This window comes from Rhodococcus sp. W8901 (genome assembly GCF_013348805.1).
Taxonomy (GTDB): domain Bacteria; phylum Actinomycetota; class Actinomycetes; order Mycobacteriales; family Mycobacteriaceae; genus Prescottella.
The window spans coordinates 3,296,913-3,310,442 of the sequence record NZ_CP054690.1; the positions used below are offsets into that span (position 1 = coordinate 3,296,913).

The 13,530-nt window shown below is 66.7% G+C and carries 15 protein-coding genes; 6 read left to right on the forward strand and 9 right to left on the reverse strand.

What is annotated here, in order from left to right; translation table 11 throughout:
* Positions 1–38: 38 nt before the first annotated feature.
* Entirely contained in the window at positions 39–1,475 is a 1,437-nt protein-coding gene (locus tag HUN07_RS15550) for an amidase (RefSeq protein ID WP_174910774.1), read from the forward strand.
* 31 nt (positions 1,476–1,506) lie between these two features.
* Here HUN07_RS15550 and HUN07_RS15555 read toward each other — a convergent pair whose 3' ends face one another.
* Positions 1,507–1,842 carry a hypothetical protein gene (locus HUN07_RS15555; protein ID WP_114724502.1) on the reverse strand — a complete coding sequence of 112 codons (336 nt, stop codon included), beginning with the start codon at positions 1,840–1,842 and terminating at the stop codon, positions 1,507–1,509.
* Positions 1,843–2,028: 186 nt separating this feature from the next.
* On the opposite strand from HUN07_RS15555, the gene HUN07_RS15560 reads away from it, so the two are divergent.
* Entirely contained in the window at positions 2,029–3,159 is a 1,131-nt protein-coding gene (locus HUN07_RS15560) for a lipase family protein (protein WP_174910777.1), read from the forward strand.
* A gap of 13 nt (positions 3,160–3,172) precedes the next feature.
* Here the strand turns inward: HUN07_RS15560 and HUN07_RS15565 are convergent, their stop codons facing one another.
* Positions 3,173–3,769 (reverse strand): TetR/AcrR family transcriptional regulator, encoded by a 597-nt coding sequence (locus HUN07_RS15565; protein ID WP_174910779.1) that lies wholly within the window; start codon positions 3,767–3,769, stop codon positions 3,173–3,175.
* Between the two features lie 170 nt (positions 3,770–3,939).
* On the opposite strand from HUN07_RS15565, the gene HUN07_RS15570 reads away from it, so the two are divergent.
* Together HUN07_RS15570 and HUN07_RS15575 are read left to right on the forward strand one after the other, a co-directional pair.
* On the forward strand, positions 3,940–4,515 hold the full coding sequence (locus tag HUN07_RS15570) for a pentapeptide repeat-containing protein (protein ID WP_174914768.1): 576 nt from the start codon (positions 3,940–3,942) through the stop codon (positions 4,513–4,515).
* Positions 4,516–4,748: 233 nt separating this feature from the next.
* Positions 4,749–5,174, forward strand: coding sequence for a GNAT family N-acetyltransferase (locus HUN07_RS15575; protein ID WP_254622533.1), 426 nt, complete (start codon positions 4,749–4,751; stop codon positions 5,172–5,174).
* A 77-nt stretch (positions 5,175–5,251) separates the two neighbouring features.
* Here HUN07_RS15575 and HUN07_RS15580 read toward each other — a convergent pair whose 3' ends face one another.
* Positions 5,252–5,533, reverse strand: a complete 282-nt coding sequence (locus HUN07_RS15580; RefSeq protein WP_174910782.1) for an SDR family NAD(P)-dependent oxidoreductase — start codon at positions 5,531–5,533, stop codon at positions 5,252–5,254.
* Between the two features lie 241 nt (positions 5,534–5,774).
* Here HUN07_RS15580 and HUN07_RS15585 point away from each other — a divergent pair, with 241 nt between their 5' ends.
* Positions 5,775–8,120, forward strand: coding sequence for an ATP-binding protein (locus HUN07_RS15585; protein WP_174910785.1), 2,346 nt, complete (start codon positions 5,775–5,777; stop codon positions 8,118–8,120).
* A gap of 123 nt (positions 8,121–8,243) precedes the next feature.
* On the opposite strand, the gene HUN07_RS15590 is transcribed toward HUN07_RS15585, so the two are convergent.
* Entirely contained in the window at positions 8,244–8,744 is a 501-nt protein-coding gene (locus HUN07_RS15590; RefSeq protein WP_174910788.1) for a DinB family protein, read from the reverse strand.
* A gap of 217 nt (positions 8,745–8,961) precedes the next feature.
* Between HUN07_RS15590 and HUN07_RS15600 the strand changes: the two genes are divergently transcribed.
* Positions 8,962–9,567, forward strand: coding sequence for a helix-turn-helix domain-containing protein (locus HUN07_RS15600; RefSeq protein WP_174910791.1), 606 nt, complete (start codon positions 8,962–8,964; stop codon positions 9,565–9,567).
* Positions 9,568–9,680: 113 nt separating this feature from the next.
* Here the strand turns inward: HUN07_RS15600 and HUN07_RS15605 are convergent, their stop codons facing one another.
* From HUN07_RS15605 to HUN07_RS15625, 5 genes are all read right to left on the reverse strand, one after another.
* The gene (locus tag HUN07_RS15605; RefSeq protein ID WP_174910793.1) at positions 9,681–10,538 is read right to left on the reverse strand and encodes a hypothetical protein; all 858 of its coding nucleotides are present in this window, start codon (positions 10,536–10,538) and stop codon (positions 9,681–9,683) included.
* Between the two features lie 598 nt (positions 10,539–11,136).
* Positions 11,137–11,538, reverse strand: coding sequence for a DUF1801 domain-containing protein (locus HUN07_RS15610; protein WP_174914770.1), 402 nt, complete (start codon positions 11,536–11,538; stop codon positions 11,137–11,139).
* A 96-nt stretch (positions 11,539–11,634) separates the two neighbouring features.
* A complete protein-coding gene (locus HUN07_RS15615) occupies positions 11,635–12,249 on the reverse strand; it encodes a hypothetical protein (RefSeq protein ID WP_174910796.1) in 615 nt (204 codons plus the stop codon).
* An 11-nt stretch (positions 12,250–12,260) separates the two neighbouring features.
* Positions 12,261–13,007, reverse strand: a complete 747-nt coding sequence (locus HUN07_RS15620) for a Mut7-C RNAse domain-containing protein (protein ID WP_174910799.1) — start codon at positions 13,005–13,007, stop codon at positions 12,261–12,263.
* A 61-nt stretch (positions 13,008–13,068) separates the two neighbouring features.
* On the reverse strand, positions 13,069–13,452 hold the full coding sequence (locus HUN07_RS15625) for a VOC family protein (RefSeq protein ID WP_174910802.1): 384 nt from the start codon (positions 13,450–13,452) through the stop codon (positions 13,069–13,071).
* Positions 13,453–13,530 lie beyond the last annotated feature (78 nt).

Genomic DNA, 13,530 nt, shown 5'->3' on the forward strand with positions numbered 1-13,530 from the left:
TTCGCTCCTCCATCGATCAACGAGCCACGGAGGATGCCATGGATATCGCCGACTACGCCGCGCGGGATGCGACCGAACTCGCGTCACTGATCGCCGCGGGAGAGGTGAGCGCCGCGGAGGTGCACGTCGCGGCCGCGGCCGCACTGGACCAGGTCGAGCCGCAACTGGGTGCGGTCGTCGGCGAGCGGTTCGCCCAGCCACTCGACCACGACGCGTCGGGACCGTTCCGGGGTGTGCCGTTCGCGATCAAGGACCTGATCACGCACGCCGCCGGGGTGCCGCAGCGCAACGGCAGCAGACTGTTCGGGCCCGGGATCGAGCATCCCCACGACAACGACCTGATGACACGGTTCCGCCGCGCGGGCCTGGCCACGATGGCGGTGACCACCTCCCCCGAATTCGGCTTCAACGCGACCACCGAGGCGCTCGCCTACGGCGGGCCCACCCGCAATCCGTGGGATCCGACGCGCAGCCCTGGCGGATCGAGTGGCGGATCGGCGGCACTGGTGGCGGCGGGCGCGCTGCCGTTCGCCCACGCCAACGACGGCGGCGGCTCGATCCGCATCCCCGCCGCGGCGTGCGGTCTCGTCGGCCTCAAGCCGAGCAGGGGCCGCACCACTGTCGGCCCCGACCACGGCGACCCCCTGCTCGGACTGGGCATCGAGTTCGCCGTCACGCGCACGGTGCGGGACTGCGCCGCGCTGTTCGACGCGGTGCACGGATCCGAACCCGGCGACAAGTACCTGTTCCCCTCGGAGGATGCGTCGTTCAGCGAACTGATCACCCGGGGCGTACGGCCGCTGCGGATCGCGTTCACCACCGTCCCGTACGACGCGAGCCGCACGGTCGATCCGGAATGTGCACGGGCCGTGACCGACCTCGCCGCCCGACTCGCGGACCTGGGCCACCACGTCGAGGAGGCGGCGCCGCGCATCGACGCCGCGGCGTTCGACAAGGCGAACCTCGACGCGTGGTGCAGCTTCCTCGGCGACATCGTGACCACGGCCTCCGAGATGGCGGGCACGGTTCCTGGCCGCGAGCACCTCGAGGCGACGACGCTGGCGTGCGCAGAGTACGGCGCTTCCCTGAGCGCACGCGACATCTTCGCAGCCGAGCACCAGTTCAACGTCGCCCGCCGGGAGGTCGCGCGGTTCCTCACCGGGTACGACGTGTTCCTGACGCCGACCACCGCACAGCCGAACGTCCCACTCGGGCAGCTCGACGCAGACGACGCCTCGCTCGACGCCCGTGGTTGGTACGACAGGATCTTCGAGTACGGCGCGTTCACCGCACTGTTCAACGCGACCGGCAATCCCGCGATCTCGCTGCCGCTCGCCGAATCCGGCACGGGCTGGCCGATCGGACTTCAGTTCGTCGGCAGGTACGGCGACGAGGCCACCCTGCTAGCTCTCGCCGCGGATCTGGAACGGGCGATGCCCTGGTCGGCTCGACGCCCAGGGATCTACGCGCACTGACGGCGATTGCTCGGACCGGACCGAATCAGCCTCACGCCACACCGTGACGGCGCTCGTTGACCAGGACACAGATGTCCTTGTCGGCGGCGGTCCGGTTCGCCGCCTCGAGCTCGCCCGCGAGCAGCAGTTCACGTTCGCGGGCAGCGAGCGCCCGAATCGCGCGGTCTAGCTCGTCGTGCTCCATCGCCCACGCCGCCGCGTGCACGGGAGACGACCTCGCGCGTCGACGTTCGCCCCATTCCTTCCACGCGAACACGATGAGTGCCAGTATCGTCAGCAGGATCGGGATCATCGCGACGACCACCAGCCACGTCGGCGCTGCGACCAACTCCCCCGAGTACTCGCCCGGATACTCTCCCGGCCCCATGAATCCACCCCCACCACCATGACAATGCCGCGCGAACTACGCTGCGCCCGTCTGCGTATCGGATAATAGACCGGCTCCTCGACCGCGGGAGCGGCACCCGAAGATGGTCGAACCGGTATGCCGGCACCTCCGGTTCGCGCAGAATGGGAGTCGGCGTACACGCGGACGAACCCCGGGAGCGGTGCGATGATCCGACTACGGCTCGGCCAAGCATTGATGGTCACCGCGCTCGTCGCTGCGGTCGTTGCCACGGCGCCCGCCCATGCACAGCAACCGACCCCGGCAGCTGCGCCGGGCACGGTGACCGCTGTGACTCCCCTGCCGCCGTCGTTCTGGATCCCCGGCGCCGTCGACGGATCGAAGCTCACCTACTGGTCCACCGGCCCACTGAACCGGCCCGCGTTGAGTACCGGCGCGGTCTTCCTCCCACCCGGTGATCCACCCGCAGGTGGCTGGCCGGTGGTCTCATGGGCGCACGGCACCGTGGGCATCGCCGACAAGTGCGCTCCTACCGTGACCGGGACGGTCGGCAGTCCGTACCTCACGCACTGGCTCTCGCAGGGTTACGCGATCGTCGCGACCGACTACGTGGGGCTGGGCACGCCGGGAATCCACCCGTACCTGGACGGTCCGTCGGAGGCGCACAGCGTGGTCGACATGGTGCGCGCTGCGCGTGCGGTCGAACCGTCCCTGTCGTCGCGGTGGGTGGCACTGGGCCAGTCTCAGGGCGGCCAGTCCGCGATGGCCACGGCGGCGATCGCGACACGCTACGCACCCGAACTGGACTACCGCGGGGCGGTCGCGACCGGGGCGCCGTCGAATCTGGAGAACCTAGCGCCGCTCGTTGGGCCGGGCTTCCCCCGATTGCCACTGACCGGCAGCACCGTGTTCGTCTCGTACATCCTGGCCGGACTCCGGGCGGCACGACCCGATCTCGACATCGATCGATACCTGACACCGCGCGGCATCGACGCCCTCGCCCGAGCCGAAACCGACTGCTACGAGGAAATGGCAACGGACCTGGACGGCGTCACGATCGGCGATCTGGTGAACCGGCCGCTCGACGATCCCGCAGTGCTGGCCGCTACTCGCGGCATGCTCGAGATCCCGACGACCGGCTACGACCGGCCCGTCTTCCTCGGGCAGGGGTTGACGGACGAGATGGTGCCGGCTCCGCTGGCGTTGAAGCTCGCGGCCGAACTCGCCGCCAACCGCCAACCGGTCACGTTCCGCACGTACCCGACGGGGCATATCGAGACGATGCGGGCTGCACTTCCCGAGAGCCTGTCCTTCGTCCGAAACCTGTTCGGGCCGTGAGTAGGTCGGATGCTCAACGCGGGGCCAGGTTCGTCAGCGCCAGAGCAAGAATGCGCTCCATGTCTTCGACCCGATAACTCGCCTCGGGCTCGCAGGCTCGGTCAGCGACCAGGTGATTGGACATGGCCAGTCCGTGCAGCAGAACCCAGAGCATCGGACCGACGTCCCGAGCCTCGCCGGCGATGAGGGTGCCGCTCTGCTGCGCCTCGACGACCAGTTCCTGGAAGTACCGATTGAAGTCGTTGGCGGCATCTTCGAGCACCCGGCTCGGCTTGATCGCATAGTCGCCGCCGAACTCGAGTCGGTAGTGGTTCGGATGTTCCCAGGCGACTCGTACGTAGGCGAGGCAAGCACGGAACAGCGGGGCGGTGGCCGGAGTGGTGTCCGCGACGACACGCTGCATCTCTGCCTTCAGGAAGGCCAGGTTCTCGGCGGCCACCGAACTGAGGAGGTCGTCCTTGTCCTGGAAGTGCCGGTACGGAGCCGTCCGCGACACGTCGGCCGCGGCACCAACCGCCCGCAAGGTGACGTGAGCCGGTCCACCCCGCGCCAAGAGTTCACTGGCCGCGGCGATCAGGGCACGGCGCGTGTCTCGGGTTCTTTCCTGCACGCCCAGAGAATAGGAGGAGGTTGACGCTGTCAACAAGTCGAGTTAAGTTGACGCCGTCAACTAGACGGTGGTGGTCGAACCGTCCGGTCGAGATGCCGAGCACGGTCGGCCCGACGCATGATCCGGGCCAACGCCGACCGGCTACTACGTTCGTCCGATACGGGGGCTCAATGACATCCACATCGCAGGCAAATCCGCTCGACCTACTCCGCTCGGATGTTGCGACCTGGAATTCCCTACGGAGTTCCAGCGATTCAGAGACGGTCAGCCTCGTCGACGCCGACCTGGCGGGTGTGGGCCTGGCGGGCGCAAATCTGACGGGCATCGATCTCACCGGCGCAGACATGTCCGGAGCCGACCTCACGGATGCCGAACTCGCAGGCGCGAATCTGACTTCCGCCGAGTTTGTCGGCGCCAACCTGACGAGGGCCGATCTCACCGGCGCAATCGCGCATGACGCCAATTTCACCGGCGCGTATCTCACCCGGGCCAACCTGCGGGACGCCGACCTGACGATGGCCTATCTGACGAGAACCTACCTCGCACATGCAGATATCACCGGCGCGAACCTCTCGGGCGCGTACATGACCGGCGCATACCTCGGGGAGGCCGATCTGACGGGCGCCACCCTGATCGGCACCTATCTGGGCAAGGCCAACCTGACCGGCGCGAACCTCGTTGACGCCGTCCTGAACGGTGCCGATCTGACCGATGCGACCTTGCCGGACGGCACAGTGGCCGAGTGACGGCGGGCGTATCTTCCCCGTCGGCATCCTGAAGAGACCGTAGGACTCGAAAGAGTCCGTGACCTCGTTTCGTAGGCATGGCCGGCTGAATCTGTTGATCATCGGAAGTAGTGGTGAGCTCGGCCCACAAGGCGTGGACCGTCCTGGATATGGAACCCTCGCGAACCCTGCGAAATCTGGTTCTGCGAGACGGGCGGCAGACGCCGGATAGGCTCCCGGACATGGACGTCCGAGTGGAGATCATCCGGGAGGCGAGTCAAGGGATCGTAGATGCCTTCAGCAGGTTGCTGCCGCAGTTGTCGTCGACCGCCAAGCCCCTCGACTACGAAGCGATCGACCGGATGGTGACCTGTGATGCCAACACCGTGCTCGTCGCCCGAACATCTGATGCGGTCGTCGGCACCCTGACCCTGGTGCTGTTGCCCCTGCCGTCCGGTGCGAGGGCCCGTATCGAAGACGTTGTCGTCGACGGTGCGGCGCGAGGCCAGGGAGTCGCTGGACTTCTCACTCAGGAGGCCCTGCGGATCGCCCGGGAGGCGGGTGCCCGGACAGTGGATCTCACCTCCCGACCAGATCGTGCAGCAGCTAATCGACTGTACGAGCGTCTCGGCTTCCAGGCCCGCAAGTCCAGGGTCTACCGCTTTCCATTTGACGACTGACAGCCAACCGCCGACGGCCCGCTGCGGCGCCCGTCTGTTCGAGAAGCCGCAGATGCCGGAATAACGCCCCCACCTCTTCATATGGGGTGGCAGGCCCGCAACAGTGGCAGGGATGCGAACGGGCCGGCCATGAAAGAGCGCTCGACTTGGTCGAGGTCGACATCCAACAGATCGCCCAACTCGCTGAACACCGCGTTGCTCACGAGAATGTCTACGCCGCCGAACAATTCGACAGTCCTGGACACAAGCGGATCGAGTGCGTCATGATCGCTCACATCGCAGGCGATCGGCTCGGCGCGCACACCCGAATTGGTCAACTCCGCACAAGTGTCCACCAGCTTGCTCTCCGTGCGCCCCACTACCGCGATGTTCGCCCCTCCTTCGCCAAGCGACAGCGACGCGCTGCCCTACGCCCTGGCCCGCGCCGGTGATCAGCGCGACTCTGCCATCAAGGGTGCCCATCAGCGCTCAACCGGTGGTTCCAGAGACTTGTCGGGGCCCGCGTTTCACCTCGGCTACAACGTGACCACGAACGGCCGGTCGGGAACTGCCGAGGGTAGTTTTCATATGCATGAGTTTCGCGAGATGAGATGACGTTCGATGACGACCTCCGTGAAAGCCGAGCGCGGAAACCTGCCGGCGGAATCGACCAGTTTCATCGGCCGGCGCCGTGAGCTGGCCGAGGCGCGGCGGTTGCTGTCGGCCTCGCGGCTGGTGACCCTGACCGGCATCGGTGGGGTCGGCAAGACCAGGCTGGCGGTGCGGACCGCCGAGGACTCGCGGCGAGCATTTCCCGACGGGGTGTGGTTTGTCGCGCTCGGCGAGCTGCACGATTCGATGTTGTTGGCCGAGACCGTGGCGGCCACGCTCGGACTCGCGGATCAGCCGGGCCGGACGTCGTCCCGGCACCTGATCGATCACCTCTCCACCACCCGGACGTTGTTGGTGCTGGACGACTGCGAGCATGTGCTCGATGCCGTCGCGGAGTTGGCGGAGGCGCTGCTGCGAACGTGTCCGGAGCTGCGAATCCTGGGGACGAGCCGCGAGGTCCTCGGGGTGGTCGGGGAACAGGTGATGCGGGTGCCACCGTTGACGGTTCCGGACGCGCAGCGGATCCCGTCACTCGAGGCGCTGCCCCAGTACGAGGCGGTCACACTGTTCGTCACGCGGGCCACCGCGGGCCGTCCGGACTTCGCGCTCACCGAGGCCAACTGCGCGGCAGTGGCGGGAATCTGCAGCAGGCTGGACGGGCTGCCATTGGCAATCGAGCTGGCGGCGGTGCGGATCCGGGCGATGTCAGCCGAGCAGATCCTGCAACGCCTGACGGACCGGTACCAGTTGCTGACTGCCGGTTCTCGGGTCGCACCGACCCGCAAACAGACGTTGCGGGCGTGTGTGGACTGGAGCTACGACCTGTGCGAGGAACGGGAGCAGAAGCTCTGGACCTGGCTGTCGGTGTTCGCCGGCAGCTTCGAACTGGATGCCGCCGAGGGCATCTGCCCAGACGAGCTGGTTGCAGACGACTTCCTGGATGCGGTCGCCTCGCTCGTGGACAAGTCGATCCTGGTCCGGGAGCAGGTCGGGGAGGTTGTGCGCCTCGGCATGGCCGAGACGATCCGCGTGTACGGCAGGGAGAGGTTGCGCGAATCCGGCGACTACGCCTGGTTCCTGCGGCGGCACCTCGACTGGTACGAACGACTGGTACTGCGGGCCGCGTCCGACTGGATCGGCCCCCACCAGACGCAGTGGATCGCCCGACTCGATCGGGAACAGCCGAACCTGCGCGATTGCCTGGCGTTCAGTCTGACGGACGCGGTCGTCGCTTCCGATCCGGATATCAGCGCGCGCATCGTCAACGCCATGTTCCTGTTCTGGTCGTGCCGGGGTCTGCTGACGGAGGCCCGGCATTGGATGGGCCGCTGTCTGACGAGCTCCGACACCATGCAGGCCGAGGAGCGCGTGGTGATGTCGTACTTCGACAGCCTGTTAGCTGGTATGCAGGGCCAACTCGACGAGGCCGCGGCGAGGGTGACGGAATGTTGCTCGCTCGCAGAGCAATTGGGAGATGCCGAGTCGATCGAGATCGCGAACTACGCGAACGGGTATCTGGCCGTGTTCCGTGGAGACCTCGCCGCGGCGGTCGAGCCGTTCCGGGCCGCACTCACGAGCGACCCAGATCTGGGTCGATCCTGGCGCCGGACCGCCATACTGCTGGGTTCCCTTCCCTCCCTTGCACTCGTCAGCGGGCTGCTGGGGGACGAGGGGACGGCCGTCGCCTGTCACGAGCGGGTACTCGAGATCACGACGCCGCTGGGTGAGTCCTATTTCCGGGCGTACTCGTTGTGGGCTCTCGGCGTGATAGCGCTCCGGGCAGGAGAACTCGATCGGGCAGCAGCCCTGACGGAACAGGCGTTGCGGCTGATCTGGCAGATCCATGTCCAGGTCATGACCGGCTGGTGCCTGGAGTCGTTGGCCTGGATCGCGATCCGCGGCGGCAATCCGAAAGGTGCCGCGGTCCTGATGGGCGCCGCCGAGACCCTCGCGCGGACGGCGGGAAGCGCCTCGGTAACCCTCCCCTACCTGCTCGGCTACCACGACAAGTGCGCGCAATCCACCCGCGAGGCACTCGGGGACCGCGCCTACGGCGTGGCCTTGCGCACCGGTGCCGACATGAGCCTCGGCGAGGCCGTCGCCTACGCACTCGGCGACCACACCGCCGACCAGCCCCGGACGACACCGGTCACACCGGTGTTGACTCGCCGCGAGACCGAGGTGGCCGAACTCGTCGCGAAAGGCCTGACCAACAGGGAGATCGCCTCCATGTTGGTGATCTCACCCCGCACCGCCCAGGGCCACGTCGAGCACATCCTGACCAAGCTCGGGTTCACCTCGAGGACGCAGATCGCGGCCTGGAGTGCCGAGAACCAGCAGCATCGACAACTCTGATCCGAGGCTCTGATCCGACGACGGGGAGATGCCGTGACGCCCTGGACGTGCCCGGCCGCGACGTTGGTAGCGGGCGTGGCGGCCGGGTACAACTCGGCGTCGGTCCTGGAGGGTTCGTTGAAGTCAGCGCCCGGTGGTGCTGTCGATCAGTTCGCGGAGGATGTCGGCGTGGCCGGCGTGGCGGCCGGTCTCTTCGATCATGTGGGTCAGTGCCCAACGGACGCTGGGGGTTGGGCGTCCCGGTCGCACCCGCGGAACGGGTGAGCCGAGGTCGGGGCACTCGTCGAGAATCTTGTTCGCGGCTGCGACGGTCTCGCGGTAGCGGGCAACGACATCGACCACGCTGTCCGTTGGCACGGCCCGGAACGTCGCCTGCCAGTCGGTCACGTTGTCGCCGAGGAACATCGCGCGCTCTACGAACGTCAGGTGATTGAGCAGTCCGAGCAGGTTCGTGCCCGAGGGCACTGCTGCTTGTCGCACCTGCGGTTCGGGTGCGCCGTCAACCTTCGCGGCAATCGCCGATCGGAGGTAGTCGAGGAAAGCACGGAGGGTCTCGGTCTCGCTGTATCCGGATCGCGGCGGTGGGGTGTCGCTGCGGCGCTTACGCGGCGAGTTGGTGGGCACGGTGGCCTCCTTCCTGGGTCTGGTCAGGCGGTACGGCGGATGAGGAGGGCGAGATCGGTCACCTCGGCGGTTTCGCCATCCCGTCCGGTCGCGATCCGGCGGGGCTGGCCCGCATCCGTGGTTCTCATCAAATTGCTCCTCTGGTCGGGACACTCCCAGTCTCGCCGGGAACGCATCGAACCGGCACGCAATCTTGCGGTTCTGGCAAGGTGGTCTCGTGGATCGCGAAACGGACGATGTTCTGGACGTGGTGGGTCCGCGGCTGCGTGCGCTGCGCCGCGAACGCGGCCTCACCCTTGCTGACCTCGCGGTGAGCACCGGGGTGTCGGAGAGCACGCTGTCGCGGCTCGAGAGTGGGCAGCGAAGGGCGACGCTGGAATTGCTGCTGCCTCTCGCCCGTACCTACGACGTTCCGCTGGACGATCTCGTCGGGGCCCCGCGCACCGGCGACCCCCGGATCCACCTGAAGCCGATCCGACGGGCCGGGATGATCTTCGTGCCGTTGTCCCGGCGGCCGGGTGGGGTGCAGGCGTTCAAGATGATCATCCCGGCTCAGCCGGAACCGCTCGAACCGACATCGAAGACTCACGACGGTTTCGAATGGCTGTATGTGCTCAACGGTCGCCTGCGGCTCGTGCTCGGCGATCGTGACATGACGTTGCCGCCCGGTGAGGCCGCCGAGTTCGATACGTCCCTACCGCACTGGCTCGGCAGTGCGGACGGCGGCGTGGTCGAACTGCTGATCCTGTTCGGCCCGCACGGAATGCGTGCGCACGTGGGCGCTGACCCGCATCGTTCCTCTCGCAGTGCGATCCAGCGATGAGCGCCACCTCGCCCGCGCAGGCCTTTGAAGCTGGGATGCGGTAGGCGCGCCCAATTCCGGTGCGCCGGTGAAAAGTGTGCCGTATCCCGCATCGGTGAGTGGCTCTGTCCGCCCTAGTCCGCGGTCTCGGTTGGTGGGTGCACGGTCCGCGGGCGCGTGGGGTCGACGGTGATGGCAGCGACGATGTCGGCGTTGATCGGGTCGGTGTAGGGATTCGGCGTCGCGTCGTGGACGACGCCGATTCTGCTCGGGCCGGACAGGTCGACTGTCGAGGCGTGACCCGTCTGTCGGTTGATCCGTCGTAGTTCCTCCGGGCCGGCAACGCTCCATTTGGTTCCGCCGGTATCGAGCGCCACGTCGGCTCTGGTCGCAGCTGTACTGACCGTGCGCTCCAATTCAGGATGGGTGACGGGCGCCAGGCGGCGGTTCGTCTCGTCGAGAACTTGGAGACGATGAGGGTCGGGTCGGGTGCGTATGACTCCGTGTCGTCGATCGCTGGACAACCAGCCCCTCGACTGACCTACGACGTAGAGCTTGTGCAGGTGGACGGCAGTGACCCTGCCGCCTTCGGTGGTGTAGCGATCGAGGTTCAGTCCGCCATCGTCGGTGAGGGTGCAGCGGTGGATGTCGTGCGGGGACGTGATCCAGCAGCCGTCATCGCCGTCGGCGTGTACTCGTCGCGTCCACTTTTCGTCCGGGACCTCGAGAGGCAGGGGCAAGGTGTATCGCACGATGTTCGGCGGACCCCCAATCGATGTGTCCACCCGAAGGAGTATCGGATCGGACGCGTGCATGACCCACACGATGTTGTCGTGGACGGCGATCGCACCGGCATTGAAGGCTGGTTTGCAGTCCGGCCTGGCATTCAGGTCCAGTTCGACGAGGACGCCGGCCGCGACGAAGTCGCCGTCCTGGGCCGAATCGGTCGGCCACCAGTCGACGTCGGTTGGGAATGTGCCCTTTTCCGACAATCGGTCCGTACCAGGGACCTGAGCCCAGCCATTGTCGAGTGGCCGAACTCGCCGCTCGACGAGGTGGATTCGACGCACGCGGCCGTGCACTCGGCCCGGCCTGTCGGTTCCGCTCCCCATCTCGAGGTCTGCGCTGAAGATCCCGGTGAGGGTTACCGGTCCGCGGACGGCACGGTCGGTCCACCATTGACTGCTCCACCCATCGCCGTAGACGAGATGCAGCCAACGAAGTCCACCATCACGGTCGGTCCACGGTGCTCGGCCGTACGCCGGACGAGCGATCGCCGTTCGTGTTTCGTCGCACATCGAGGGGGCTTCTTCGACTGAAGTGAATCCCAATGACACGTCGACGAAGTCGCCGACCGCAGCGCGGGGAAACGACCCATCGCCGATGAGCCATCCGGGGACGAATACACGCAAGGTTCGAGGACGTTGAATTGCCTCGTGCACTTGGTAGTTCATGTTGTTCCCGACGCACTAGGAGTCCGCGCGGCGAAGCGTGCGGGCGTCGGGTCACCGCGCCTGACGGTACAGCCATCGGCCCGACTGTGTCGCATCCGGCTCCCGCCACCGTTCCAAGTTACGGACCGGGTCGCGCCTAGGACATGTTCAGCTCCGCCGCGGCGCGCACGAGCGCCGTGAAGGCCTTGTCGTCGATGCTGTCGCCTTCGTGGAAATCGATGGCACGCCTGGTGTTGCCTTCGAGGCTGGAGTTGAACAGGCCCGCTGGGTCGTCCAACGAGGCGCCCTTGGCGAAGGTCACCTTCACGATCTTCTTGTAGGTCTCTCCCGTGCAGATCATGCCGGCGTGCGACCACACCGGGACGCCTCTCCACTTCCATTCCTCGACCACATCGGGGTCGGCCTCCTTGACGAGACTCCGGATCCGGGCGAGCATCTCGCCCCGCCAATCGCCCAGCTCGTCGATTCTCGCGTCGATCAGCCGAGAGGGATTGTCTTGTCCTGCACCTGCACCGGAGCCGCTTTTCGCTTGGTTCATGGTTGCCAGTCGCTCTCTTCGCCGTGGTGGTCTCTCGCCGATCACTCGAGTATCCGCGCCGGCCGTCGTGAATGCATCGCGAATCGTGTCGGCGCGTCAGTCCAGCAGGTCGGCGGCGTTCTTCTCGAACCAGTCCTGCGGATGCACCGACCTCGTTCGATCGAGAGTCCCGTGGGTGCGTTCGATGACGGGCCGGAAGCGGCGGGCCGGAACGTCGAGGTGGATCCAGTCGAAGGCGCGCAGCGTCGGATGGGCGAGGATGCGGTCGACGTCCTCGTCGGACACCGGAACGTCCTTGACGATCAACAGTTCCTCGAGGTTCGGTGCTTCCAGTACGGGGGCGAGTGACGAGAGGTTCTTCATCATGCCGAGCTCGACGCGGCGCAGATTCGTCATGTTCGCGAAGGACGGCAATCTCCCCACCCGTGATTGCGCGTACAGGCTCAGCAGACGCAGTCCTTCGCACTCCGGCAGCGCATCCATCTCGGTTATCCCGCGCACGCTACTCATGTGCAGGTAGACCAGCTGATCACAGCCGTGAACGGCATCAGCGTTCGTCCCTGTCCCGCCGCGGATGTCGAGCCATCGAAGCCCTCGAAGCCGGCTGTAGAAGTCCGGAGGTGTGCGCACCGCGTTCGCCCTGATCCGACGCACCCCGCGATGCACCGCGATATCGGATTCCGACAACGTCACGCGCTCGAGCATCAGCATGACTTCGGATGCTAGAACCACACCCCGATCTCTGCCAGTCGCGCCCGCAGACGCGCGAGATGCCCACCCGGCCAGTACAACTGTCCGCAGTCGTGGCAGCGGCTGAAGCGTTTCTGCTCCCGCAGTACCCCGCCGGGCACACGGCCTCGCGCCAGCGCGGGAGTCGCCGGTCCGATCAACCCGTTGCAGCGGGCGCACCGCGTGAGCGGCGCGATGCGCCCCTGCAGCCGGAACCGGTCGAGTACCTCACGCAGTTGCCGCCGCGAATCGCTCTCGTGCAGGAATCCGCCGTGCACGAGTGCGGCCCGCCTGAGTAGACCGACGTCCCGGGTCAGCAGGATTCGATCTTCCGTGCGGGACAGCGCAAGAAGCTCGTCGTCGTCGCTGTCGTTCCGGTAACGGGTGTCGAAGCCGAGCAGTCGCAGGTAGCGCGCGAGGTGACCGAGGTGCACGTCGAGCACGAATCGCGGCTGCTGCAGCGGCGGGCGCAGCGGCGCGATCCCCGGCAATTCCAGCGACTGGAACGCCGGATACACCGCGACCCGTTCCCCACCGGCGAGACGGTGGTCGAATCCCACGGGGCTGCCGTCGACGAGGATCAGATCGACCTCGGTGTGCGGGACGCCGAGTGATTCGATCCGGTCCTTGACCGACGGCGTCCCGTCGAAGGCGTGCTCGAAGCTCCGCTTGCGTTGCGCGGGCGCCAGAAACTCGTCCAGCTCCCCGTAGAAGCGGAACTCGCACCGACGTCGATCCATCACCAGGCACCGCACGGAACGGGGCGTCGTTCGCCCGCCTACCCTCGCCGCACCCGACCGCCTAGCGGCCGGAACCGTACGGGCGGGTGATGATCTCGAGGTTGTGTCCTGCCGGGTCGTGGAAGTAGACGCCGCGGCCACCGTCGTTCCGGTTGAACGTGCCCGGCCGGGACTTGTGCGGATCGGCCCAGTGCTCCATCCCCCGTTCTACGATCAGGCCGTAGATGCGGTCGAAGTCCTCCTCGCTCACGAGGAACGCGTAGTGCTGCGGCAGGACGTCGATCGGCGGATCCGCGAAGTCCAGGGTGACTCCGTTCTCCAGTTGCACTGCCAGGAACGGACCGGCCGGAACCGGATCCGGCAGGCCGAAGAGCGAGGTGAGAAAGAACGCGGACACGTGCTTGTCCTGCGCGAAAACGATGGTGTGGTTGAGCGAGATGGCCATGGATGACCCCTTGTGATACGACGCCTCCATGCCTGACGCAGTCCGTCACCGGCACGCGACGCTGCGCACCATCAAAGC